Source organism: Raoultibacter massiliensis, assembly GCF_900199545.1.
GTDB lineage: Bacteria > Actinomycetota > Coriobacteriia > Coriobacteriales > Eggerthellaceae > Raoultibacter > Raoultibacter massiliensis.
The window spans coordinates 560,320-586,512 of record NZ_LT962670.1 but is presented as its reverse complement, the minus strand read 5'-3'; the positions used below and the strand labels follow the sequence as shown (position 1 = coordinate 586,512).

Below are 26,193 nucleotides of genomic sequence, written 5' to 3'. Positions count from 1 at the left end.
TGCTCCACCACGGCTCAAAGCATAGCGAACCGGGCCGAGACGCTATCACATAATTCATGCGATTTTTCGTTTTACCTGTTGAGAAATCCCCTGCGGGCGGAACGCGACGGACGTGCCGACTCGGCCGATTTGGCGCGCTTGGAGATGTAGGCGGGAACCTGATCGGGCTCGATATGAAGCACCATGGCGAATTCATCGTTGATCATCTTCTCGGCCGTCTTCAAAAACCGATCGTCGCTCGCATGGAGCTTCTTCCCCCGCTCGAGCTGCTTTTCCTTGTGAAGGTACAAGGTCCTTACGAGCCTCATAAGCTCCGTGCAATCTCCGCGCGAGATGATCTCCTTGTACGTTAGCTTGCGCTCCGATTCGTCATCGATCCACATGAGGGGTTCTTCCGGAGCCGCGCTGATGAGATCGAGCAGCTCCTCGGCCGAAAGGATGCATCGCATCCTGCCGATCAGCCGCGCATTGTCAAGAGGAACGAACACGGTCGACTTCTTCTGATATACCGGTTCGAGCACGTAGTACTCCCCCGAAATGCCGCCGACTTCTTTGTGGGTGATATCCTGAATCGTACAAACGCCGTCGCTACCGTAAAGAATCGTGCTTCCAACCTCAAACATGTGCCTCACTCCGCTTCTGTGCTCTCGTCCCGTTTCGTACGCATAGATCACTTATGATTCTACTCTGTTTAACATGCCAATGTAACAAAATCTTCAAAAGAGCTCACCTTGGGCTCTCGCATGAATGTCAAACGCCCTCTCGGATACTCTTCAAATCTCAGAAACAGGTAACAAGCTATCGCACTTCCAACGGATTGGCGATACGCCCTTCCTTCGACCCTGACGGCCGCGCATCGACGCAGGGCTTCACATAGAAAAACGGGATCGTTTCCGACGGATCGGGCAAGGGCGCCAAATCGGCACGCTCACCCATCGCCAGCATCTCCTCAACTGGGCCGAAATCGAGCGCGCGGGCGGGGCACGATTCCACGCACACTGGTTTTTTACCTTCGATAACGCGATCGAAGCACCCATGACATTTAACGGAATGGCCTTTTGCGCGATCGACCTTCGGCGCATTGTACGGACAGGACAGATGGCAATATCCGCAACCGATGCATCTTCGAGCGTCGACGAGCACCAAACCCGAGTCAGCCTCTTTGTGCATGGCTTCGGTCGGACATACCTGCACGCATGCGGGATCTCCGCAATGACAACAGGAGACAGATACGAAATAGCCGAAGCACGTTGTGAAAAACCCATCGCCAGCAAGGGTCGTCTCGCCGCCCGCATACTCGTACACCCTGCGATACGCCGTTTTCGCATCGAGGTCGTACGCATCTTTGCAGGCGAACCCGCATGTCTTGCACCCGGTGCAACGCGTTGCATCAAAGAAGAACGCCTGCTGTGACATGGGCAATCCTCCTCTCGCCATTGCCGAAAGCGCCCGTTGGTAAAAAACGGGGCGCGCTTATTCTAGCGCACCCCGCATCCATACCGAGAAACGCACGGCAGATTACGCAAACCTTCGGCAAAGCATGTCCCTGCCACGCGTCTCGTTTCAGCATTTTCGCTTACGCAACCTCAAGCGGATTCGCCACCTCGGCGCTTCCTACGGGTTGTGCGTCGGCAGATCCTTTGATGAAGAGATTCGGCGTGGTTTCCGACACATCGGGAAGGGGTGCGATGTTTGCGCGCTCGCCGAGTTTCTCCATCTCCTCGACCACGCCGAAATCAAGTGCACGGGCAGGGCAGGCCTCCACGCACACCGGCTTCGTCCCTTCGGCGACGCGATCGGCGCAACCGTGGCACCTAACCGCCTTCTTTGCTTCCTCGTCGATTTTCGGAGCACCATAGGGACACACGAGAGCACAGGTTCCGCACCCGATGCACTTCTCGAGGTCGTTGGACACAAAGCCCGTATCAGGATCTTTCGAAATCGCACCCTGCGGGCATTTCGCCATGCAGATCGGGCTATCGCAATGATTGCATGAAAGCGACACAGGATAGCTTATGCACGTTGTCGTAATAACACCGCTCTCGTCGCGCACCGTTTCTCCCAAGGTTGCCTCGAGCACCTTGCGAAATGTAATGCCTGTACTCAAATCGTTGAAATCCTTGCACGACATCTCGCAGGTTTTGCAACCAGTGCAGCGAGTGCCGTCAAAATAGAATGCATATTGAGACATAATGGATAATCCTTTCCGAAACTCGCCGCTTACGCCTTGGTTACTTCGCAGATGTTAGTATGCTGCGGGTTGCCCTTTGACAAAGGGGATGGCCGCTGGGTGGTCAGCGTGTTGATGCTACCGCCCTTGTCAACGCTGCCCAGGCCGTCGCCGTCATACCATGCACCCTGCGAAACCGCCACCGTACCGGGGACAACGCGAGGAGTGACCTTCGCCAAAAGCTCAATCTCGCCGAACTCGTTTTTCACATGAATCGTATCGCCCTGCTTGATACCGCGTCCCTCGGCATCGACCGGGTTAATCCACGCCTCCTGCGGATTGACCTCCTTAAGCTCGGGGAGAAAGCCCCATGAGGAGTGAATTCGCCCACGATAATGAAAGCCTGCCAACACGAGCGGAAACTCGTCGGTAGTGGTCTCGACGCCGTACCATTCGGGGATATAGGCCGGGATCGGAGGCAGGGTTTCCATGCCGGGAAGCGTATCGCCCTCGGCCAGCTCCCAACCCTCTGTAAACTGCAGCAGTTTCTCCGAGAAAATCTCTATCTTGCCGGATGGCGTATCGAGCGCATTGCCCGCCGGATCGTCGCGGAACTTCTTCATGGATACGACCGGATCGTAAGCGCGCGTGTAAACGCCCCGCTCGACCATCTCATCCCACGTGGGAAGCTCGTCGTCTTTCTCTCGCGATTCCTCGTACTGCTCCTTGATGCGGTCTTCCTCTGTCTTACCCTCGGTGAATTCATCTTGCACACCAAGCTTCTCGGCCATGAGGGAAGCCATTTCGTAGGCGGTTTTGCGCTCGAATTTCGGCGTCGTGCACGCCGTACCCGTAATGACATAGCCCCAATCGGACCCAGTCGCAATCTGCGAAGTCTGCTCGAAACGGAACAGGTCGGGAAGCACGATGTCGGAATAGTTCATAGAATCGCACATGACCGTGTCGATTCCCAAGATAAACTCGCACTTGCTATCATCGGCCAAAATCTCATGAGCTTTGTTAATGTCGGAGTGCTGATTGGTCAGGCAGTTGCCAGCGTAGTTGATCATGTACTTGATGTTCACAGACAGCGCGTCGGCGCCCTTCACCCCTGCGTTTTTCGACGTCATCTCAGTGCCGTGGTCGATGGCATCGGTAAACAGGAAGCACGGAATCGACGTCTTTATCGGATTCTCGCCTGCGGACATCGAAGCGAGCGAGGGGCTGTTGCGCGCCTCGCGTGTGCCGTTGCTCGTTCCGGGCAGACCAATCTGGCCGACCAAACACGGCAGCGCCATGATAGACCAGGCGGTCCACTCGCCGTTGCTGCGGCGCTGCGGACCCCAGCCTTGATTCACGTAGAGCGGAGACGTGGTGGCGATCTCCTCAGCCAGACTGCGGATGCGATCCGCCGAGATTCCAGTGATGGCAGCAGCCCACTCGGGCGTCTTCTCTACCATATCGTAGCCCTCGCCCATGATGTAGGCACGGTAGGACATGTTTTTACCCTGATAGGCTTCGGGCATGGTCTCTTCGTCGTAGCCTACGCAATAGGTGTGCAGAAAGTCCAAATCAACCTGGTTGTTCGCGATCAGCTCATGTGCAATGCCGGCAACAAGCGCAGCATCGGTACCCGGATTGATGGGTAGCCATTGTTCGGAATGGCCCATAACCGAGTCGTTCATACGGTAGTCGATCATGTAGATCTTCGCTCCCGTACGCTCGCGCAGATGCACCCAATCGTAATGCGTAGTCAGACCGCCCTGTCGTGTCTCGGTGGGACTAGAGCCGAAAATGAGCACCAGCTTGGCATCCTCGGCAGCGCTAAACGAGCTTCCACCATTGCCCTTGGAACCGTACATGTACGGGGTAATGCAGCTGATTTGCGCCGTTGAATAGCTGTTGTAGAAGTTCAAGTAGCCGCCCATCAGATTCAGCAGGCGGTTAAACGGTCGCGACGTCGTCGCAGACACTCCGGTAGCGTAAGGCACATACACGGCTTCGTTACCGTATTTATCGATGACTTCCTGCAGCTTGGTTGTCGCCGTCTCGATAGCCTCGTCCCAGCTGATCTGCTCGTATTTTCCTTCGCCTCGTTTGCCGACACGCTTCATAGGGTAGTTGATGCGATCGGGACTGTTCATCCAGCGACGGTAACTGCGGCCACGCAAACATGCACGCGGTTGCGGATCGTCGAAACCAGCATCGGAACTCGTGTAGGTATCCACCCACACGACCTCGTCGTCTTGTACGTGAAACTTCAAACTGCAACGCCCTGGGCAGTTGATGGCGCAGTGGCCCCAGGTGATCGTTTCCTCGGCGCCAACCGTGGTCGCGCCCGTCTTGAGTACGTCGTCTGCAGCCTCTTCTTTCGGAGCCTCGCTTTCAGGCGAGCACCCGAACAGCATACCGCTCCCGAACGCTGCGGCGCCGAGGCTGGCCAACGCCGAGCCCTTTACAAAGGTGCGGCGTGACAGCGCGGAGTTTTGTGAACCAAGCATGTTCTCTCCCTTTCCTCTATCTTCCTCGTCTTGCCCCATAGCTTGCCTCCCGTGCAAGCATCGACCTTCCTGCCGAAAAAGGACTTTGCCGTTTCCGCATTGTCCGTTTTCCTGCCGAAAGATGTCGCCATTCTAGAAAGCGGCCAACTCCCCTTGTCACATAAAACGTGCGAATTTTGAGAAATCCCTGTTCAGGCGATACTCAGATGATTTCCATTTTGCGCATCGTCGTTCTACGCACCACTACGTATCGCTATACTTTCCTATAAGGAGACGGGAAACAAGGGGAGATGCATGGGAACCGCACATCTGCTTCATATTCTCAAACCCAACGTGTCATCGCTGGGTTACGCCCTGTTTCTCGCCATCAACGCAGCGGGGGTATGGGGCGGCGTGTTCCCGTTTCTGCCCATGGAATTTCAAACGCAGGAAATCGTGTTCGGCTTCTTCCTCGCCCAGTCGCTCGTCGTTTCGCTCAGCTACTTCGCCAGCGCGCTCGGCGTGTACTTCTTCCCCGGTCCAACCCGCCGATTCCTCGTGGTTGCGGCAAGCGTACCCTACTTCCTCGGCTGGTGCTGCCTCATCGGCGCCATCTACATCGATGAGATCGCTTTGACGCTCGTCGTGATTGGCGGAGCGCTGCTCGGACTGGGGTCTGCCGGATTCTACATGCTGTGGCAGCGGCTGTTCGCCAGCCAGGAAGCCGAAACGGGCAACCGCGACCTCATACTCGGCACTGCATACGCTTCGCTGTTCTATTTCTCGCTTTACCTGATTCCCGGCGCAGTCACCGTCTACCTGATCCCGCTCGTCTTCCTTCCCCTCTTCGGACTGTGCATTGTCTTGAAAAGCCGAACCATCGACCCCAACCAACCGATGTTCGAAGACATCCCCCGCGCTCACCCGCGCATCTACCGCCAAATCCTGCACGACTATTGGCGCAGCGCGCTCGCCATCGGTGCGCTCGGCTTCTGCTGCGGCATCATGCGGTCGCTCGCCATCGGCGATCCCCAGATCGGACCCCTCGTCAACATCCTTTCCATGGGCTCCTCGCTCGTTGCGGCAGTCGCCTTGCTGTTGGTGTGGCAAGTCAAGAACGTGCGCCTCAACGTAACGGCCGCCTACCGCATATTCTTCCCGTTTCTCATATCGGCGTTTGTGCTGCTCCCCGTTTTCGGAGAAGGGCTTTCGGGCCCGCTCGCCAGCGCTCTCTACGCAGTGTACAGCTGCGCCATCATGCTCATGATGATCCAATGCGCCCAGGCATCGCGCGATCGCGGCATCAATCCCGTTTTCATCTACGGGTTCTTCGGCGGCATCGTCTACCTCCTCCACGATGTCGGATTCGTTTCAGGAACCTTCGCAGAGCAGTTCGCCATGATGAACATCCCGCCGCTCGCGGCCGTCGCCGTAGTGGCGCTGTACCTGCTCGGGCTCATGTACTTCATCGGGCAGGGAGGCTTTCGCCAGATCCTCTCTCCACACCGCAGTGGCGCCGAAAGCATCGAGCTCGTCGCACTCATGCCCCGTCTCGGTAAGGCCGCCTCTGGCAAAGAACGGCCGCAGACGCATCGGCGGACACGCGGAGGCACGGAAGCTTTGCCGGACGGCGGCGCTTCTGCAGATTCGAAGAAAAGCGTCCGCGGGCGCGCCCAGCAGGAAGAGCCCGCCTACCGCGACCGTATATCCAAGCAGGCTGCCGCGCTCCAGCGCCACTACCGGCTTTCGGCACGCGAAACGGAAGTCATGGAATTCATCGCCCGAGGCAACAGCGTTGCACGCATCGCCGAGGAACTCGTGGTATCCGAAAATACCATCCGCACGCACAGCAAGCGCATCTACACGAAGCTCGCCATCCACAAGAAACAGGAGCTGCTCGACCTTATCGAGTCGTTCGAACCGAGCGATCTCGACTGAATGCCGAAAATCCCCGACTGTCAAGAAAATCCAAGACATTCCCTTATTCACGACATCCTCTTCTGTATAATGAACGAATCATCCCGCGAAGAGGAGCCGCCATGCTGGAACTGCCCGAGAGCGCAACCGTTGCCCGACAGATGACCGACATGTTCGCCGGCCGAACCGTCTCACTGGTCGAGGCGGCGCACACCGCCCACGGATTCGCATTCTACAGCCATGATGCCGAAGAGTACCCGAGTCTCCTCGTGGGCAAGACGCTCGACGCCTGCGTAGGAGTGGGCGGCATAGTTGATGCAACCATCGAAGACATGCACCTCGCCTTAAGCGAGGGCGTGAACATCCGCCATTTCGAGGCCGATGCGAAACCGCCGAAGAAGTACCAGTTCCGTATGATGTTCGACGACGGAAGCGGCTTCACCTGCTCGGTTCAGATGTACGGAGCCATGATGGTGTACCCGCAAGGCATCACCGACAATTCCTACTACAACGTCGTATTCGAAAAGCCCTCGCCTCTAACCGATGCGTTCGACAGGCGCTACTTCGACGGCATCGTCGAGAGCACCGAAGACAAACTGTCGGCTAAAGCCCTGCTCGCCACTCAGCAGCGTATCCCGGGACTCGGCAACGGCGTGTTGCAGGATATCCTCTTCAATGCGGGAATCCATCCGCAAAGGAAGCTTCGCGACATGGATCGAAGCGATTTCGATGCCCTGTTCGCAAGCATCAAAAACACGCTGGCCGAAATGACCGAACGCGGCGGGCGCGACACCGACAAGGATCTCTTCGGAAACCCAGGCGGCTACAAGACCGTTCTTTCGACAAAGACAAAGAATGACCCCTGCCCGCGCTGCGGCGGACCCATTACCCGCAAAGCGTATCTCGGCGGCAACGTGTACTTCTGCCCCGCCTGCCAGCCGCTGTAGAAAACCCCGCCGACGATAACCACCCGGCAACAACATAACGCTCGGGCAACCGCAACCCATCCGCATCACAACGGTTCCCGCCGTCGCCAGCCGATTCGCTGATACTGGAAGTCAACGAACCGCCCTCGGCAGGAAAGGGTTGCATCATGGATCCCAGAAATTCTGAAAAAACCAAAGCGCTTGCGAAACGCGTGGCGTTCTCCACCATCGGAATCGTGATCATCTCGCTCGGCACCACGATCTGCCGCATCGGCGGCGTCGGCGTCGACCCCTTCACCGCCATGAACATCGGCATCAGCGGCCTTCTCGGATTGTCGCTCGGCATCTACCAGCTGGCCGTCAACATCGCGCTTCTCGTGCTCGTGTTCATATTCGGCCGCAAGCAGATCGGCATCGGCACCATCATAAACATGGTCGCCGTTGGGTTCCTCATCGATTTCTTCACATGGCTTCTCACCTCGATGCTGCCCCTCGACGGCAGCATATTCCAAGCGGGCGTCTGCCTTGTCATCGGCGTCGGGCTGTTCACATTCGGCGTATCAACCTATATGAACACCGATACGGGCGTGGCTCCCTACGACGCCGTTGCGCTTATCATCGCCGATAGAACCCCCGCCCCCTACACGCCTGCGCGCATGGCCCAGGATATTCTCGTCGCCGCTATCGCGTTTTTCGTCGGCGGGCCCATCGGGGTGTTCACGGTGATTTCGGCGTTCTTTACCGGCCCGCTCATCACGTTCTGGAACGACCATGCAACCATCCCCATGCTCAAGCACGCGGGCGCCTACGCGCATTCGTAAGCCCGCGCACCGCACGCCCGAGCTTATCGGCAGGAAAAGGGCCTCCTCCAATCGCGCTTGCCCGCTTTCGCCCGCAAGGGAAACGAACCCGACGCACGAAACGCGGGCACCCGCCTTCAAAGGAAAGCGGGTGCCTTTCGCTGCATGTACTTGATACGTCACACGAACGCGATGGGCAGAGCAGCGAGAACCACAAGCAAGCGGAGAAGGAAACCGCCCACGAGCACGCCCGCTTCGCCTACCACCGAAAGGACAAGCGAGGTAGTCGACGTTTCGACTTTCTTGGTGACGAACACCGGATAACCTTCGATGCAAAACGGGATCACCAGCCCGAAGAGCACGAGTCCGGCCCAGAACGGCACCGCGTATTGGCCGCTCACAAGCGAATCGACGGTCGCCGCGCCGGCAGACGATCCCGTATGCACGATGATGAGCATCGTGATGAGCACAATCAGCTCTATCACCGACAGGATCACATGGCTTTTCTTGATGAGCCACATGTGCTCGAACTGCTCCCGATCCGCAATCAGGCCGACAAGGCTCGTCGCCGCCAGGCCGGCAGACAGCGCCGACACCACGAACAGTATCGGAAGGATGGCGTTGTTCCACAAAGGGAACGTTTTGATGACGCCGAGCAAGAACCCGGTGTAGGCCGCCACGCCGAACGCAGCCGCGACGCCGATCCACAGAAGCCAGCGGGGCACGCGCTTCTTAAGCAGGTCAAGGATGGCAACCGCCAGCGCAACGGGCATGAAAACGCAGATTACATACACGCCGAGCGTCATAACCGAACCCGGGTTCGCGATGAGGTTGAAAAACCGCAGCGGATTGTGCAGGCCCGCTTCGGCGTCGAGCATCAAGAGAAGCAGCCCGATGCCGAGGAAGATCGGCGCGATGATCCTGCCCGCTAAACGCATCTTGTGGTTATCCGGATATTTCGCCTCAACGAACGCAGCCGTCAAATACGCCCCGGCTCCGGCACCCGCCAAAAACAGGTACCAAGCAATCAAAGGACCCCAAACCATTATCATCACCTCACGTAGAATATCTTGGTTTTCGTCAGATCGCCCGCAATCGGCTGGGCGTTGTAGCGAGCGATCGCTTTGCAGATCTCGCTCTCGGGATCGTCGAGGTCGCCGAACACGCGTGCACCCGAGATGCAGGTTCCCACGCACGCCGGGGGGTTCCCCGGCTCTCCGTCTTCCCAGCAGAAACGGCACTTCTCGATAACGCCGGTCGCCTCGATCTGGATGCGGGCGCCGTAGGGGCACGCGGCCATGCAGTACTTGCAGCCGATGCACTTCTCTTCCTCGACCAGCACGACGCCCGATTCGGTGGTGTAAGTCGCGTGCGTCGGACAGACCGCCTGGCAGGGCGCATCCTCGCAGTGCTGGCACTGGACGGGGATTATCTCGTTGTAAACGCTCGGGTACTCCCCCGTTTCCCGCTCTTCGTAATGGATGAACGATTCGGTCGGCTCGAGATGGTTCTTCATCTGGCAGGCGATGCGGCAGGCGTAGCAGCCCACGCACTTCTTCGTATTGATAAGCATTCCGTAACGTGCCATGTTATGCCTCCACCTTCCTCACCGTTACCGCAACCTCCTGGCTCATCATCGAACCGACGCCCGGTTCGGCGTCGAACGGGATGAAATCGTTCAGGGCTATGCCGTACTGATATGCCCGCGTCTGATACGGAGAGCTTCCGCCGTAGTGCGTGGGAAGGAACACAACCCCCGGCTTCATACGCTGCGTCACGCGCACCGCTACCTGACCGGTGTGCTCGCTCGAGGACACTTCGACCATGTCGCCGTCTTCGATGCCGAGCTCGGCAGCATCCGCCGCGTTCATCCACAGGCGCTCCATGTTGTACTGGCGCGATATGGCGTTCAGCGCCGGGATGTTCTGCGTCATCGTATGGGAATGGATGCCCTGCTTGCCACCGATGATCGCAAATTCGCCCTCTTTCGGGAATACCTTGCGCGGCACGTAACCGATGACGGGGTTGAGGCCCGCTTCGCCTACGGCGTCGGTCTTGAACTCGAACTTGCCCGAAGCCGTCTTGAATGCGGGAACCTTGTACTCGAACTTCGGATCGGCAAGCTCCACGACGCCTTCCTTTTTCATGGTGTCGATGGAAACGCCGACGCTTTCGAGCTGCGCTGCGGCAAGCTCCTCAGCCGTAAACTGGAAATACTCGCCCACGCCGCACGCCTCGGCCAAGCCGTTGAATATCTCGTCGCACGTCTTGGTTTCAGGATGCACGCGATCGAGCACGGCGGTGCGCATGCCGACGAAGTGCTTCTTGCCGCCGATCCACTCGGGCAGCTCGAGGCGCTCGATGTAGGTGCATTCGGGCAGCACGTAATCGGAGAGCAGGGCCGTTTCGCTCATCTGCACGTCGACGGTGACCACAAGATCGAGCTTTTCGAGGCCTTCGGCCCAGGTCTTGGGCTGAGCATAGCCTTTGGCGGCATTCGAGTTGTAGAAAAACATGCCCTTGATCCTGCCATCGAGAGCGCCTTCGAGGGCAGCGATGTTCGTACCGGCGCTTGCGAGGGCAAGCGGGTACTCTTTGGCACCGATGGCCTTGGATTCGGGCTTCGGGGGATCGGCGAATCGCGTATCGGAGAGAGAGCCCGCCTTCGGCGACGAGGTCAAGAGCGCCCCGCCCTTCTGTCCCCAGCTGCCGAGCAGCGCGTTCACCGCAGTGCCCGCGCGGGCGGTGTCGAAGGAGTTGAAGTAGGAGCAGCCGATGACCGCACGCCAGCCGGCTTCGATAGAGGCCGCCGGCGCCGCTTTCGCAAGAGCCTCGGCAAGCTCGACTATCTTCTCAGCCGGAACGTCGGTGATCTCTTCGGCCCACTCGGGCGTATACTCCTTGGCCTGAGCGGCAAATTCTTCGAAGCCCGTCGTGTACTGCTCGACGAAATCGTGATCGTAGAGGTCTTCTTCGATGAGCACGTTGCATATTGCCAGCAAAAACGCCAGATCGGTTCCCGGATTGATCGGAACCCAGTCGTCTGCGAAGATGGCGGTGTTGTTCAACCGCGGATCAACCAAGACGATGCGCGTCGCCGATTCGGCGGCCGAGGCGATGCTCATGACCGATGAGGGACGGATGCCGTCGCCGTAACTGCGGCCGATGAAGACGACCATCTTGGCATTGCCGAAGTCGGTCGAATAGTTCGAAGCTCCGATGGTCAGCTGGTAGGCGCTTTCCTTCGATAAGTTGCACGAAGACGAGTGCGCGTACACGTTCGGCGAGCCGAGCGCGTTCATGAAGCGTTTCGAATAGTACTTGCCGGAAGGGCGCGGATCCTGGATGATCGCAAGCGCGTCGGCTCCGTCGGATGCGATGATGTCCTTTACCTTCTGGCCGATTTCGGAAAACGCGTCGTCCCAGCTGATCGGTTCGAAATCGCCCGACTCCGTGCGCCGCATGGGCTGGGTGATGCGCTCTTCGGAATACGCCAGCTGGGCAAGGCCGTGCCCGCGTCCGCAGATGGTCCCTTTCGAATAGGGATGGGCGGCGCTGCCTCGAACCGTCCACAAGCGACCATCCTGCATGGTCGCCACCAAACCGCACTTGCTCGAACACCCGTTGCACAACGTCGGCGCTTCGGTGATCGTTGCGTTTTCCGCAGCTCCCGCCTTCTGCGCCCGCCATGCCCCAAACGACACCGTCCCGGCTCCCGCCAGTGCTGCCGCCGCTGCCGAGCCCTTCAGAAACGTCCTCCTGGATAGTTTCGACTCAAGCATGCATTGCCTCCTTCTTCGTCATCTCGTCTTTCTCCCTTATCTCTTGATTCCAGGCGATCGGTTACTCAACCCGATCGCTGCAATGAAGTTGCCCGATCACGATCGCCGCCAACAGGGCGAGCGCCCGATAGAACAGAATGCCCTCTTCGAGATCGCGGCGCTTCTCTTCCGCATACGCCTCTACGCTCGCCGCATCGCGGGCGCGCTCGGCAAGCAGTTCGCAGTAGCCGTCGAGCCAATCGAAATGGTCTGCCGCAAGCTGACGCGCAGCCTCGTCGTTGCCCTGCTCGAGAAGCAGCACCATGAATTCGAGCAACAGCGAAAGATGATCGGGCATCGCAGCGAACTCGTCGGGAACCTCGATTTCGAGCAACTTGTAGAGCGCCGCCATATGCTGCGCGCTATCGCCGAGGTAAAGGCCCTTCGATGCTGCGAGATCGCCGCCCTTTTGCGCCGACCACTGCTTGTACAACGATTCCACCGGCAGCGCCGCAAGCGGCATGCCCGAGACGAGCAGATTGTTCTGGGTGGTTTCGATCACGGGGAGCGCAGGCGGCACGGCCAAGCGGGCGCACTCGTCCCTATGCTCGACGTCGTCGAAATAAGCGAGAGCCGTTTTGGCAAGGCTCTCCCACACGCTGTCATCGCTCAGTTCGAAGTACTCGCAGCGCTCGACGCGCGAGAACAGCACTGCGCACATGCTCAGCGCTTCCAAACATTCAGCTGCAATCGGTTTCATCGAAAAATCCCTTTCCCTGCGGTGCGATCATGGTATGCTGGGAGGCAGCAAGCATCGTCATCAGTTTCTGATGATTTACGTTTGCGCAGATAGAATGGCTAACGGCAGGGGGATGACGGGTTTATGGCCACAGCGGCAACCGCACCCGAAGACAAGCGCAGCATGCGTATGATTTGGAAGACCCTTCGCCTGAGGCACCTCGGCCTCGCCTTCTTCTGGGCATGCAGCATGCTCACGTTTCGCAGTACGTTTCTGCTTTGCGATGCCCTGGGAACGCCCGAAAACGAAACGCTCGTGATCGTCGTCTCGTTCGCCGCGAACGCCGCGACGCTGTTCGCCATATCGTCGATCATCGAAGGCGATCCCAAACGCTACGAGAAGATGCCCGCATGGGTATTCGCAGCATTCATCATCGTCGGCATTGTGCTGCTCAACGTTTCTGGACGGCTCGATGTGCATTTGACGATGCCGACGCTGATCGCGGGATCGGTGGTCACGGGGGTCGGGTACGGGTACTTCTGGGGAAGCTGGGCGCAGGTGTACGGCCAGATGCATCCCTCGCGCACCTCGTTCTACATTCCCGCCGTCTTCCTGCTTACAACCACGATCTTCCTTCTTGTTTCCTTCGCCGACGAGCAGCTCGGGATTCCCATCCTCGCCCTTATGGTGCCGCTTCCCCTCATCGCGCTTGCCTGCCTTGCCCGCAGCAGAAAGGAAGTCACGCTCGCAGCGCCGAAACACGATAAATCGCCCGTGTACCTTGCGGCCATGAGTTCGCTTTGGAGCCTTATCCTCGCGGGATTGATCCTGTCGTGCCTGTTCGGGTTCGTGTGGGAGATGACCGTGTTTTCCGTAGGGTCGGTGAATGCGGCTCATCAAATGCCGCTTTTCCTCAACTTCATCGTTGCCATCACGCTGACGGCGCTTGCGCTGCTCGGCCGCAAGCGCATCGATATCTCGATGGCCTACCGCATCATCGTGCCCGTCATCGTGGCGGCGTTCGTGGTCATGCCTTTTTTCTGGGAGGACAACTCGGTGCTGCTCAACGCCGTCGTCAGTGCCTGCTTCGGCGCGTTCGACGTTATCCTGTGGTATATGGTCGTGGCGACCGCCTACGACTTTTCAGCTTCCGGCTTCATCATCGGGGGTCTCGTAAGAGCGCTCTCGATCATATCGAGGCTGCTCGGCATCGGCATCGGCTACATCGTCATGATGATTCCCGATCGCCCGCCGCTCGTCATCGTGGGAATCAGCCTCGGCGCCGTCTATCTGCTCGGCATGCTGTTCCTCCTCTATCGCAGACGCCAAACCAGAACGCTGGCCAAGGACGCCGAGGGGACGGCTTTCGAACACATGCAAAAGCAGGCCGGTTCATACTCGGATCGGGCGATCGGAACCGAGCAGGGAAGCGCATCGGCCCAAGCACCTGGAACCGAGAGCACCGAGAGCGAAACCAATTCGCCCGAATCGGTTTACGAGCTTATCGCCGAAGATTACGGGCTGACCCGACGCGAGGCCGAAGTGCTCCCCTATCTTGCCAAAGGCCGCTCGGCAAAAGTCATCGCCGGGGCGCTTTACGTATCCGAAAGCACGATTCGCACGCATACGCGCCGCATCCTCGAGAAGACCGCGCTGCATTCCAAGCAAGATCTCATCGACCTCATCGAACGCTACGGATAGCCGACAGGGCGCAAATCCGCCGCATTATTCGACGTCGTCGCCCGAACCCGCAAGGCTGATGGGATCGCCGACGAACTTGGACGGGTTCGCTATGAGCGTTTGGAAGAAATCCTTCGTGCGGGCGGGTATCTCGCGCAGATCGAACCACGGCTGCCCGCCGTAGACATGCAGATCGCTTTCCACGCCGACCGCTTCGATGCCCAAGCCCGTGGCCGCGTACAGGGCGCGATAGAGGTGATAGGTTTGGGTTACCACGATCATGCGATCGACGCCGAAAACGTGTTTGGCGCGATACATGCTCTCGTAGGTGGAGAATCCGGCGTGATCGCAGAAGATGTCTTCGCTTGGAACGCCTTGCGAAACGGCGTAGTTCTTCATAGCGAGGACTTCGTTGTAGGATTCCGTGCCGTTATCGCCGCTCATGATGATCTTGGGTGCAGCGCCGGCGAAGTAGAGTTCGATGCCCCGGTCGATGCGATCCTGCAGAATCCCCGACGGCGTTCCATCGGGAAGAACCGACGCGCCGAGAACAAGGATGCACTCTGCGTTTTCGGTCGCAGCCTCTTCGATCGAGACGATCCTATCGCCGCCCGTTTTCACGACGACGGCATTGGTGATGCCCACCACCGCCACGGCAACGACGATCACCCCGACAACGGCAAGCACTATGGTGCCAATCAATCCATGTTTCCTATCCTTAGCCATGAGATCGATGATACCAAAGGGTTTGCGGCAGATCGCAAAGTTCTCCCGCCCCCTACCGAAAAGGGACAGGTCTTTCATAAGGCTTGGCCAGAAGCTGAAACGCAGAAGAAGCGCCGGTTGATGCCGGCGCTTCTTCGGGGAGTGGATTGCAGCGCTCGCGCAGGAGTTCTTGCACCTCCGTGCGCAGACCGCAAGGGAATCGGCTACGCGAGGTCTCCCGCAAGGTAGCGCGCAACATGACGCCCTTGGGTCGAGGAGCGGCCCGATGCGCATCCGACGATGTATTCGGGGTAGTTGCCCGAGAAGAAGCTTCCCGAAACGTCGCCCGCTGCGTAAAAGCCTTCGATGACGCCGCCATCCTTGCTGAGCACCTGGCAATCCTTGTTGATGCGCAGGCCGTCGAGCGTAGTCAGAAGCGATCCGCCGAACCAGCATCCGTAGAACGGAGGCGTGCGAAGCGCGGAAAGACGGTACGCTTCCTTGCCGAATTCGGTGTCTTCCTGGTTGTCGAACATCTCGTTGTAACGTTCGACCTGGGCCAAGAACTCTTCTTTGGGAAGCTGCATCTTCTCGGCAAGCTCTTCGAGCGTGTCGGCCTTCGCCATCACGCCCTGCTCGAGCGCAACGGCGCAGAACTCGTCGATGGGCATGCCCGCGGCCATCATCTGATTCGCGAAGGCCGAGCAGCCGACCGTAGAGAAGCGCAGGATATCTTCAGAGGCGTTGCCGTCAAACACCTGGCACCACACGCCGCCGGGCTGGTAGCTCGCCGCAAAGCACATGAAGTCGTAGGGCGTCGACTCGTTTACGAAGCGCTTGCCCTCGCGATTCACCTTCATGAACGGCTGGCTGCCGATGTTTTCCTGGAAGATGGTGCCGGGAAGCATCGCCTTCTCGCCTTCGCCCACGTACCCGCAATCAACTCCGGGCTCGACCGCACCGCGGTCGAAGATCATGGGAGCCGGATCGGCATCCTTGATGCCGCCCGCCCAAAGCCCCGCCTTAAGGCCGTAGCCATCGTTGTTGGGAGCATAGCTCGAAGCGGTGCAGCATTGAAGGGCGGCAGGCTGCAACGCGCGCATCATCGAGGGGTTGGCAGGGTAGCCACCGGTTGCCAAGAGCGTATCTTTGGCATTGATCTGCACGTTGCCATCGGGCGTTTTGAAAACGGCGCCGGTCACCTTGCCTCCCTCATGCAGAAGCTTCACGAGTTCGTGCTTGTAGCGGATCTCGTGGCCCAACTGCTCGATGTGCTCGGCGAGAATATCGTTTCGCATGGGCGGCGTATAGGGAGTCAGGTAGACATGCTGCAGATAGGGCAGGTAATAGTCGGTACCGCCGGTAGGGTGCTCGGGGGGCATGTCGAACACGGTCGGCTTGCCAGCCGCCTCCATCATGGGAGCGAACCATTCGATCATCTCGGCGCTCTCGTCGATCCAGACCTTGATGACCTCCTGGTCGCATTTGCCCGAAGCGTAACGCGTAAGCTCGTTCAAGAGCTTCGCCTTGTCCACCTTGTAACCAGCCTGTTCGGCGTACATGCTGTTGACCGCACCGAGGTACTCGCGCGTTTCCTGCACGCTGTCGTTCTTTTCGCACAGGATGAAATCCAAACCGAGGTCGGCAGCCGTGCCCGCAGCGCACATGCCCGCCGTGCCCGCGCCGATGATGAGGAAGTCGGTCTCCTCCGTGCTTGCGATATCTCCAGCCTCAGGTTCCGCACCGAGCCAATCGGTTGTCGCACCGGCCGTATCGCTTGGAGCCGCATCGGCCGCAAGGTTGCCATCGCCCGCGGGGGAGCACCCCGCAAGCCCGACGACGGAACCTGCCGCCGCAAGCGCACCGAGGCCGATAAAGCCGCGACGGGTCAAGCCTGTTCTCTTTTCGTTCATGGTATCCATGAATCCCTCCTTCACAGAGTTTGCTTTTCGATCGAGCGAGCTTTCGTTCGCATCGCATGGCGCAACCTTATCCCGCCCCGCCGACTCTGCCGTCACCCTGAGGACGCGAAATCCAGCTTTTCGGCACGGCAACCAGTGGAAGGCAAACCGGAACGCCGATCGCCCTGAGAGGGTGAACTGTCTAAAATGGCATTTCATACCTACATTTTCCGATGCGGGTCGTATACACTTGTAGCGAAATCGGTTGGGAGGAACTTCAATGAGCGACAAGGCATCGCCTGCAACGATGACGGCAAGGGCCACCGCCGCCCTCGCGCTGCTGCTCGTCAACGGATTCTTGCTCAACAACCTGCTGTTCCCCCATTTCATCGGAATCAACGATGGGGCGCGTGAGGTGTCGACGTATTGCGGCGTCGTTTTCTTTCTCCTGCTCGGCGTTGCCGCATACCGCAAGCCGAGCGTCTTTCGCGAAAAGGCATGGTCGGCGATTTCTTTTCTCGCACTGTTCGCAGGCATCGCGTTTCTCTACCTCGGCATCACCCTGCGCTCCCCGCTGCTGCTTGCTATCGGAAGCCCGTTCGGGGGAATCGGCACGGTGTGGTTCGCGGTCCTCACCTTCCTTACCCTCATGAAGCTCGGTCCCGCCCGCTGCACCGTCTGCATACCGACGGCGTTCGTCGCAAGCTACGCCGTCAACCTTGCGCTTTCCCTTGCACCGGTGCCGTTCGAGCTCGGTCTCGCTCTCTACGCGCTCACGATCGTCGCCGCGTTCGCCCTCGTGCGCGGCTACGCGATCGACACGGTCGAAACCATCCGCACCGTCGACTCCCCCATCGTGCTCGATGTGACGAATCCCTCGTCGTACCTGCCGTTTTCGCACCCCGTATTCGTATCTATCCTGCTGTTCAACGCCGCCTACGGATATGCGCTCAACCTTCAAGCCGCCATCGAGACGCCTGCCCAGATGCTGCTCTCGTTCGTCCCCGTAACCGCCGTATTCCTCATGGTGGTGATCGGGCGCATGCGGCTCAACGCCGATGTGCTGTTCCAAACATCGACGTTGCTTGTGTTCGCAGGATTTTTGACCGCACCGCTCGTCCTCATCGGATCGGGCGCAATGGGAGGATTGCAGTTCTCAAGCGTGTTCCTTCATGCAGGTGCAAGCGCGTTCACCCTGCTTATGTACTTCCTTGTGGCGGTTGCGGGGTCTCGCAACATGCTCGGTGGCATCACCACCGTGGCTTTCGCCATGGGAGCCTCGTGGTGCGGCATCGGCATCGGCGCGCTGATCGGCCAAGCCATTAGCGGGATCACGGCGGGCGATGTGGACGGAATACTGTGGGCTTCGGCCTTCATCACGTTCGGATTCATGTTCTACAGCTTCGTCGTGCTGAAGAAATTCAGCTTCGAATCGACCATGCAGGACATCGTGCCCGTCGTGCCCGCAGCCATCGAGGCTGACGGCGATGGTGCGGATGATTTGCCGAGCCTCGAGGACAACTGCCGCACGGTTGCCGAACGCTTCGGCCTCACAAACCGCGAATCGGAGGTGCTCGAACTGCTGGCTCGCGGACGCACGAGCCCCGTCATCCAGGAGAAGCTGTTCCTTTCGCACAACACCGTGAAAACCCACGTGCGCCACATCTACACGAAGATGGGCATCCATTCCCAGCAGGAGCTCATCGATATCGTGGAAGCCGCAGCCGACGAGGACGGCAGTGACGCGTAGGGCGCCCGCATCGGGTCGCCTTACCGTGCCTCCCGCAACTTCGGCAGCCATCGAGAGACGATGAAAACCTCAGCAGCTAGCAAGGGGGGCGCAACGGATCCAGCAGCTCGTCGCGAAGAGCAAGGTGCTTTCGCGTGAACCCGGGGTCTTTATAGCGGAGGCGTTTGCCTGTCTTTCTCGCAACTTGTTGCGCCAACCGATTGAAGGCGCCGCTGTCCGCAATCTGCCCCCACGATACAACCATCATCGTAAACCCCAGCGCAACCAAGGTGTTCCGTCGCCTCGAATCGCTTTCTTGGCGCTCTGGCTCAAGATGGTATTCCTTCGAATCATATTCAACGCACAGCTTGGCTTTCGGCCAGCATAAGTCGGCCTTGCAATACGATCGGTCCGTCGCCTTCCTCATGCCCAGAGGTGCATCGATGCGGTAGTTGAGGAAAGGTCTCTCGATGCCGTACCCGCCCAAACCGTATGGCAAGCAAAGCAACAAGACGAGCGTTGTTTCCATGGGGGAAGCAGATCCATCCATGCAATAGCGCAACGCTCGCAGCGCTTTCACGCGTCCCGGCACGTTTTGGTTCGCCTCGACGAACGCCTTGAGTTTGGCGACCGCGGTAAGCGGAGCCCTGCGCGTGCGAGCGGGGCCGTTTTCAGCCAACGAATACGTGCCGCACAGCTCGAATCCCAGTTGAATAAGCTGCACCAGCGTCAGCGAAGCCGCCATCTGCAAGAAAACGAACTCGGGAGAGCAGATAAGAAAGCCCGTGCCCGCATCGACGACTGATCGTTGCGGCAAGCTGGAGCATACGCTGCTCGCAACGCTTTTAGTTCGAACGCGCATCGCATCCCGACCGACCAGCACATGCACGGGAAGCGTGCAACCTGCCGGTCGACGGTTTCCCCCTTCGAGCCGCGGCCTGCCCTCAGCCGCCAACGCCTTTTGCGCGCGCAGCGTCGCATTCCGGCGAGCTTTGCCATCGCCCAAAAGCGAAGGGCCGACCGTTCGCCAGAAAGCAAGGGCCGATTCGTATCCAACAACCACATCCATGTTCTCACATTACCACAATTCGGCACAAAATTGGACCTGTGGCAATTATGCAATTCATTACTTTATTGTTTCTGAAATGATTATCAACAAAATGCCTGATGGCGAAAAAACCAAGTTGCTTATTCATGTTTATCAATGTATTACATTTTGCCACAGGTCCAATTTTGTGCCGAAATCGGAAGAATCAGGAACACAAAACGCCTTCCAGCGTCGAAACGGGGCGCCCGACGCCGCATGCGAGGCATTGCCTCTATGGCAACGCCGCCCTGCCGCATTTTTCTGGTGAGCCCGCCACATCCCGATGCGAACCCACTGTATCCCCAATGCGAACCCCCGTATCCCTAATGAGGACCCCCGTATCCCCGATGCGGGTTCATCGCACCTCAATCCCAGATCGCCTGGCATAAGAAAGCCTCCCATCTCTCGCTGTCCAAGAAATGGGAGGCGGCTCGATCTTTCTGCGGCGCGCCGACGCGCCCCCTTCGGACGAGTCAGAAGCCCGCCGTTACTTTGCGACGATGTTCACCAGGCGGCCGGGGATCACGATGATCTTCACGGCGCTTTTGCCTTCCATCGCGTTGGATACGGCACCGAGCGCAGCTTCCTTGATCGCTTCCTCGGAAGCATCGGCTGCCACTACGATGCGGCTCTTCACTTTGCCGTTGATCTGCACGGCAAGTTCCACCTCATCGGCTTTCGCCTGCTCGGGATCGAAATCGGGCCACGGCTGCCCGTGCACCGAATCCTCGTGGCCGAGCACCGTATGCCACAGCTCCTCGGCCCAGTGCGGAGCCATGGGCGCAAGCATTACCACGATGGTCTCGGCGACATCGCGATCGAGTTTCGGCAGGTAGTCGCATCCGCCTCGCGTTTCGGGCGACACTTTGCGCAGGTAATCACCCGTCGCGTTCGAGAGCTCCATGATGGCGGCGAGCGCCGTATTGAAGTTATTGCGATCGATATCGTCGATCACCTTGCCCACCACGCGATGGCGTTCCCGGTTGAGCAGATCGGCGGCGGCGATGCCCTCTTCCTTGCTCGCTTCGCCCTGGTAGAGCGTATCCTCGCCAGCAACACCCATCAAATCGCTCACCTGACGCCACACGCGGTTCAGGAAGCGGTATATGCCGGCAAGGCCGTCCTCTTCCCACTCGAGATCTTTATCGGGCGGGGCCATGAACAGGATGTACGTGCGCACCGCATCGGCCCCGTATTCGACGATCATATCCTCGGGAGCAACCGTGTTGCCCTTCGATTTCGACATGGTCTCGCCGTTGAGTTTCACCATACCCTGCGTGAGCAGGTTCTGGAACGGCTCGTCGAAATCGACGAGACCGATATCGCGCAGCACTTTCACGAAGAAGCGCGAGTAGAGCAGATGCAGAATCGCGTGCTCGATGCCGCCGATGTACTGGTCGACGGGAAGCCAGCGGTTCGCCTTCGCCGAATCGAAAGGAGCGGAATCGTTGTGCGGATCGGTGTAGCGCAAAAAATACCACGACGAGCACGTGAACGTGTCCATCGTATCGGTCTCGCGATGAGCGGATCCACCGCATACGGGGCAGGTCGTCTCGTAGAACGATGCGCAATCCTTGAGCGTCTCGCCCTTGGCGATATCCACCTCGAGCGGAAGCACGACAGGCAGATCATCTTCGGGAACCGGCACTACGCCGCACTTCTCGCAATGGATGGCGGGGATGGGGTTTCCCCAGTAGCGCTGACGCGAGATCAGCCAATCGCGCAGGCGGAATTCCACCTTGCGACGCCCGCGGCCCATCGCCTCGAGGTCGGCGACGATCGCCGCTTCGCCCTCGGAGTGCTTGCCGCCCACCATGCCCGTGTACTTGCCCGACTGCACGAGGATGCCCTCGGCGTCGAACGCGTGGTCCCACGGGACGTCCAGGCGAACGCGCTCGGCGACGCCGCCGATCTCGGGATACAGTTCGTCATCCTCGGGAAGGATGATAGGAATGATGGGCAGATCGTATTTGCGGGCAAATTCGAAATCGCGCTGGTCGCCGCACGGAACGGCCATGACCGCGCCGGTGCCGTAATCGGCAACCACGTAATCGGCCACCCAAACGGGCACTTTTTCGCCGTTGATGGGGTTCACTACGTAACGGCCCGTGAAAGCACCGTGCTTCTCGCGGTCGCCCTGGGCGCGCTCGACGGCGCTCACCTTCTCGGCGGCGGCGACCAGGTCGGTTACAGCCTTCTCGTATTCGCTTCCCGCAACCAGATCCGAAAGCCCCTTGTATTCGGGAGCCAGAACGAAGAAGCTGCAGCCGAACAGCGTGTCGGCACGAGTGGTGAACACGGTGATGATGTCGTCGTCCGTGGGGTTTTCGGGCGCGTTTCCCTCTGCATCGCACAGGATGAAATCGACCTCGGCGCCCTCCGAGCGGCCGATCCAGTTCGCCTGCATCTGCTTCACGCGATCGGGCCATCCGCCAAGCTGATCGAGATCGTCGAGCAGCTCCTGGGCGTATTCGGTGATCTTGAAGTACCACTGCGTGAGGTCGCGCTTCTCGACCGCCCCGTGGCAGCGCCAGCACTCGCCTTCCGTCACCTGCTCGTTGGCGAGCACGGTTTTACAGTTCGGGCACCAGTTCACCGGCGAGTTCTTGCGCTCGACAAGGCCCTTCTCCCACATTTTGAGGAAGATCCACTGACCCCAGCGGTAATACTCGGGGTCGCACGCTACGACGGTACGGCTCCAATCGTAAGAGAAGCCCATGCGCTTGCATGATTCCTTCTGCGTGTCGATGTTGGCGTAGGTCCATTTCGCCGGATGGCTGTTGTGCTGGATGGCGGCGTTTTCCGCAGGAAGGCCGAACGCATCCCAGCCCATCGGATGCAGCACGTCGAATCCGCGCATGCGGAAATAGCGGGCGCGCACATCTCCGATCGTATAGTTGCGCACATGCCCCATATGGAGATCGCCCGAGGGATAGGGGAACATCTCGAGGATGTACTTCTTCGGCTTCGAAGGATCTTCCGTCACCGCGTTGAGACCCTCGTCTTCCCAGACTTTCTGCCAGCGCGGTTCTATCTCGTGCGGGTTGTATTCTTTCATGGCGTTTCTTCCTCGTCAGGGCTGCGGATTCCCTACCCGCTCGGCCGAACCGAGCACGCCCGCAGCATGCATAATCACAAGTGGTGCTTATTATAGTGATATTCGCAACGGAGCAAAGCAGACAGGGGCAAATCTCCGCATGCGGCGATTGCGGGGCGGAGCCTACAGGAACCGGTACGCCACCTGACGCACACCCCAATCGCCCGGCGAGCTCGCGCCGAACGCCCTCCATACCCCCGGCGCCAGATCGAGCGCACGGCCGTAGCCCGCGAATCCCCCGACGTCGGTGACGGTTGCCACAAGGCTCATGCCGCCGTAGCTGATCTCCACCGAACTCCCAAGCAGATAGCGCTGGCTGATGGGAACGGCCACCGTGTAGGAAGTCCAATCGAGCGGTATGCCCGAGGCGGTTGCATCCCATCCGTCGTTATCCTCGAAACTGTACGCAGAAGCGAAACCGAGCTGCCAGCTTCCGTCGATCGCGCCCGTTTCGAACACCGATCCGCTCGGGGCGGCCAAAGCGGCCAAAGCCGCCAACCGCTCCTGCTCTTTCGCCTCGTCGACTCGGGCGGTCGCTTCCTCGACAAGCGTCTGGGCCTCGGCTTCCTTGGCAGCCAGCTCGTCGCGCAACGCGTTCTGCTCCGCCTTCTTCTGGTCGAGTCCCTTGATTGTGCTTTCCAGGGCAGCCGTAAGGTCCTGTTGCTCCTGCGCGTCCTTCGCAAAGGACGCCTCGAGCGCATCGAGGTAGTTCACCGTCGCGAGCATGTCGGCGAGCGATTCCGAAGAAAGCACCATATCGTAGAGCGTAACGCCTCCGAGTTTGTAGTGAAAAACGGCGCTGTTCTTCAGCCGATCGAGGCTCTGCTGCGAAGCGAGCTGCGCCGCCATCGCCTGAGCAGCCACCGAGTCGATCTCATCCTGAAGCGATGCGATGCTCGCCTCAAGCTCGTCGCGCTCGGCCTGCAGCTCCGTCAACTGGGATTCCGCTTCCGAAAGGGCGTCTTGGGCATCGGAAACCTCATCGCCGAACGCGATGCCGCAAGCACCGAACAGGCCGACGAACGCCAAAACGACCGCGAGGCACGCGAACGGCGCGACCAGGCTGCCCCCCGAGCCGCGCAGGCGTGCGACGACGGGGTTTTCGGGCAACGCTTCGAATGTTTCGTTTGTTTTCATAAAAACAGTATAGCGTTCCCTTTCTGCATCGAGAAGAAATCGCCCCATTACGACATCCGACCGTTGACGCCCGCCCGCCGTGCGCCAGCCATACGTTGCGGACGGTTTGTTGATTGCTGATGTGCTTGTCGGGAGGCAGCGCGCAATGAACTATACTTTCCAAGTAATCGAACCCCGATGATCGAAGAAGGTCGCAAACACCGGCATGTTGTGCACAATGCGTGAGAGAAGGCGGGCTCGTTGGTAGATCAGCACCCGTCCAACCCCGAAAAAGCGAATACCCGCAAACGGCAGCTCGGCAAAGCCGCCGCCATGCGGCGCGAGCGCGCGGAAGAGCCCGCGCAACGTACGCGCGCGCAGCACGATCTAGGCGCCGCACGCTCAACCGACGAGCCGCAGACGCAGGTGCAGGCGAACCGGAAGGCCTTCGGCCCCTCAGGGTGGGCAACCAGCGGAAAGAAACGCAAGGAGCGCAAGCCCAACTTCGTCACGCGCACGGTTAACGGGTGGTGCAACCGCCTGCTCGGCGCCGTATCCGACCGCTCGCTCGCCGAGCAGGAAGAGGAATACGCCGCGCATCGCACCACGCGCGACTTTGTGTGGAACACCATCGGAGTCGGCGCATGGGGCATGGTCTTTCCGCTGCTCACCATCGTGGTAACGCAGCTTGTGGGCGTGGAGCAGGCGGGCATGTTCTCGCTCGCCTTCGTCACGGGCCTGTTGCTCATGTTCGTCGCGAACTACGGCGTGCGCACCTACCAGGTATCGGATATCGGCGAGGAGCACTCGTTTTCCGACTATCAGATAAACCGCATTCTCACCTGCATCATCATGATTGCAGCGGGGTTTGCCTACTGCGCCATCCGCGGGTATACCGATCAAATGCTCTTCATCAGCATAGGCGTGTACCTCTACAAGATGATCGACGGCCTGGCCGATGTATACGAAGGGCGCCTTCAGCAGGTGGACAAGCTTTATCTTGCGGGCATTTCGCAAGCATTCCGTTCGCTGGTGGTGTTCGTCGTTTTCACCGTCGTTCTGTTCGTTTCGCGCAACCTCTCGGCTGCAAGCATCGCCATGGCCATCGCCGCCGCAGCGACCTTCCTGTTCCTCACATTCCCGCTTGCGCTGTTCGAAACGCCGAAATCGCGCAAGTGGAGCATGGGCAGCGTCTTCGACCTGCTCAAGCAATGCTTTCCCTTGTTCGTGGCGCTGTTCATGTACAACCTTATCGACAACATGCCGAAATTCGTCATGGAGGGCGTGCTTTCCTACGACAGCCAGCTGTACTTCAACGCGCTCTACTTCCCTGCCCACGGCATTCTGCTGACGGCGGGATTCATCTACAAGCCCCTGCTGCTGCGCATGGCGAACGTTTGGGCCGATCCCGCCAAGAGGAAGCGCTTCGACCTCATCATCGTCGTGATCCTTGCAGCCATCGTTGTGCTCACGCTCCTCATGGCGCTCATCATGGGGTCGATCGGGCTGCCCGTCATGAGCTTCTTGTACGGCATCGATTTCATGCCGTTCAGAGATCTGTGCTTCATCATGCTTGCAGCGGGCGGCGTGACGGCGGCCATTGAATTCGTCTACCAGGTCATCACGGTGCTGCGTCGCCAGAAGGCGGTCATGAAGCTCTACCTCATCACCTTCGGGTTCTCGCTGTTCATCCCCATCCTGCTCATCAACTTCACGGGGCTGCCGGGCGCCATCATCGGCTACCTCATCGTCATGTGTATCCTATTTGTGCTGCTGATATGGGAATACTTCCGCATCCGCTACGAGATGTCGCGGCAGACGGCAGCCGAGAAAGCCGAAACCGGCGCCCATACCGCTCGCAACGCCGCGCGCGAAAAGCGCCTTGCCCGCGAGGATGCCGAGTTCGCGCCCGAGGGCAGAAGAGCCCGCACGGCCAGCCACGGCGCACGGACGAAAACTCACACGGGAAACCACTCTAAAAAGTAAGCGAAACGCTGCAGCGAACAAGCCGTCGGACGCTTTGGGGAGCGACGCCAATCCCAGCCTGTCGGCAGAGCGCCATCAGATTGCACAGTTTCCATCAGA

Annotated in this window: 19 protein-coding genes; 6 read left to right on the top strand and 13 right to left on the bottom strand. The window is 59.2% G+C overall.

The features are described from left to right. Nucleotides 1-71 precede the first annotated feature (71 nt). From C1719_RS02400 to C1719_RS02385, 4 genes are all read right to left on the bottom strand, one after another. Nucleotides 72-623 carry a CarD family transcriptional regulator gene (locus C1719_RS02400; RefSeq protein WP_102373626.1) on the bottom strand — a complete coding sequence of 184 codons (552 nt, stop codon included), beginning with the start codon at nt 621-623 and terminating at the stop codon, nt 72-74. A 175-nt stretch (nt 624-798) separates the two neighbouring features. Beyond that, nucleotides 799-1,416, bottom strand: a complete 618-nt coding sequence (locus C1719_RS02395) for a 4Fe-4S dicluster domain-containing protein (protein ID WP_102373625.1) — start codon at nt 1,414-1,416, stop codon at nt 799-801. A gap of 160 nt (nt 1,417-1,576) precedes the next feature. Continuing rightward, nucleotides 1,577-2,191: a 4Fe-4S dicluster domain-containing protein gene (locus C1719_RS02390; RefSeq protein ID WP_102373624.1), complete on the bottom strand. Its 615-nt coding sequence runs from the start codon at nt 2,189-2,191 to the stop codon at nt 1,577-1,579. Nucleotides 2,192-2,220: 29 nt separating this feature from the next. Next, nucleotides 2,221-4,671, bottom strand: a complete 2,451-nt coding sequence (locus tag C1719_RS02385; protein WP_102373623.1) for a DMSO/selenate family reductase complex A subunit — start codon at nt 4,669-4,671, stop codon at nt 2,221-2,223. 294 nt (nt 4,672-4,965) lie between these two features. Between C1719_RS02385 and C1719_RS02380 the strand changes: the two genes are divergently transcribed. The 3 genes from C1719_RS02380 to C1719_RS02370 all read left to right on the top strand — a co-directional run bounded on the left by C1719_RS02380 (nt 4,966) and on the right by C1719_RS02370 (nt 8,314). Then, entirely contained in the window at nt 4,966-6,588 is a 1,623-nt protein-coding gene (locus C1719_RS02380) for a helix-turn-helix transcriptional regulator (protein WP_102373622.1), read from the top strand. 101 nt (nt 6,589-6,689) lie between these two features. Continuing rightward, entirely contained in the window at nt 6,690-7,514 is an 825-nt protein-coding gene (locus C1719_RS02375; RefSeq protein ID WP_102373621.1) for a zinc finger domain-containing protein, read from the top strand. A 146-nt stretch (nt 7,515-7,660) separates the two neighbouring features. Then, nucleotides 7,661-8,314 (top strand): YczE/YyaS/YitT family protein, encoded by a 654-nt coding sequence (locus C1719_RS02370; protein ID WP_102373620.1) that lies wholly within the window; start codon nt 7,661-7,663, stop codon nt 8,312-8,314. Between the two features lie 158 nt (nt 8,315-8,472). Here C1719_RS02370 and nrfD read toward each other — a convergent pair whose 3' ends face one another. The 4 genes from nrfD to C1719_RS02350 form a co-directional block, all read right to left on the bottom strand. Then, nucleotides 8,473-9,339, bottom strand: coding sequence for an NrfD/PsrC family molybdoenzyme membrane anchor subunit (gene nrfD / locus C1719_RS02365; RefSeq protein ID WP_102373974.1), 867 nt, complete (start codon nt 9,337-9,339; stop codon nt 8,473-8,475). A 5-nt stretch (nt 9,340-9,344) separates the two neighbouring features. Continuing rightward, nucleotides 9,345-9,881 (bottom strand): 4Fe-4S dicluster domain-containing protein, encoded by a 537-nt coding sequence (locus C1719_RS02360; protein WP_102373619.1) that lies wholly within the window; start codon nt 9,879-9,881, stop codon nt 9,345-9,347. Between the two features lies 1 nt (nt 9,882). Next, nucleotides 9,883-12,075 (bottom strand): molybdopterin-containing oxidoreductase family protein, encoded by a 2,193-nt coding sequence (locus tag C1719_RS02355; protein ID WP_102373618.1) that lies wholly within the window; start codon nt 12,073-12,075, stop codon nt 9,883-9,885. Nucleotides 12,076-12,136: 61 nt separating this feature from the next. Continuing rightward, a complete protein-coding gene (locus tag C1719_RS02350) occupies nt 12,137-12,814 on the bottom strand; it encodes a molecular chaperone TorD family protein (protein WP_102373617.1) in 678 nt (225 codons plus the stop codon). 123 nt (nt 12,815-12,937) lie between these two features. Between C1719_RS02350 and C1719_RS02345 the strand changes: the two genes are divergently transcribed. After that, nucleotides 12,938-14,494 carry a helix-turn-helix domain-containing protein gene (locus C1719_RS02345; RefSeq protein ID WP_245874270.1) on the top strand — a complete coding sequence of 519 codons (1,557 nt, stop codon included), beginning with the start codon at nt 12,938-12,940 and terminating at the stop codon, nt 14,492-14,494. A gap of 24 nt (nt 14,495-14,518) precedes the next feature. Here the strand turns inward: C1719_RS02345 and C1719_RS02340 are convergent, their stop codons facing one another. Continuing rightward, nucleotides 14,519-15,175 (bottom strand): SanA/YdcF family protein, encoded by a 657-nt coding sequence (locus C1719_RS02340; protein WP_245874269.1) that lies wholly within the window; start codon nt 15,173-15,175, stop codon nt 14,519-14,521. A 227-nt stretch (nt 15,176-15,402) separates the two neighbouring features. Next, nucleotides 15,403-17,100: an FAD-dependent oxidoreductase gene (locus C1719_RS02335; RefSeq protein WP_342745889.1), complete on the bottom strand. Its 1,698-nt coding sequence runs from the start codon at nt 17,098-17,100 to the stop codon at nt 15,403-15,405. 259 nt (nt 17,101-17,359) lie between these two features. On the opposite strand from C1719_RS02335, the gene C1719_RS02330 reads away from it, so the two are divergent. Next, complete coding sequence (locus C1719_RS02330) at nt 17,360-18,829, top strand: helix-turn-helix domain-containing protein (protein ID WP_102373616.1); 1,470 nt, start codon at nt 17,360-17,362, stop codon at nt 18,827-18,829. 76 nt (nt 18,830-18,905) lie between these two features. Here the strand turns inward: C1719_RS02330 and C1719_RS02325 are convergent, their stop codons facing one another. The 3 genes from C1719_RS02325 to C1719_RS15635 all read right to left on the bottom strand — a co-directional run bounded on the left by C1719_RS02325 (nt 18,906) and on the right by C1719_RS15635 (nt 24,129). Then, nucleotides 18,906-19,877: a hypothetical protein gene (locus C1719_RS02325; protein WP_245874267.1), complete on the bottom strand. Its 972-nt coding sequence runs from the start codon at nt 19,875-19,877 to the stop codon at nt 18,906-18,908. A 505-nt stretch (nt 19,878-20,382) separates the two neighbouring features. After that, on the bottom strand, nt 20,383-22,953 hold the full coding sequence (gene leuS / locus C1719_RS02320; protein ID WP_102373615.1) for a leucine--tRNA ligase: 2,571 nt from the start codon (nt 22,951-22,953) through the stop codon (nt 20,383-20,385). Nucleotides 22,954-23,115: 162 nt separating this feature from the next. Next, the gene (locus C1719_RS15635; RefSeq protein WP_180963429.1) at nt 23,116-24,129 is read right to left on the bottom strand and encodes a coiled-coil domain-containing protein; all 1,014 of its coding nucleotides are present in this window, start codon (nt 24,127-24,129) and stop codon (nt 23,116-23,118) included. Nucleotides 24,130-24,369: 240 nt separating this feature from the next. On the opposite strand from C1719_RS15635, the gene C1719_RS02310 reads away from it, so the two are divergent. After that, on the top strand, nt 24,370-26,094 hold the full coding sequence (locus C1719_RS02310; RefSeq protein WP_245874265.1) for a lipopolysaccharide biosynthesis protein: 1,725 nt from the start codon (nt 24,370-24,372) through the stop codon (nt 26,092-26,094). The last annotated feature ends 99 nt before the right edge of the window (nt 26,095-26,193 follow it).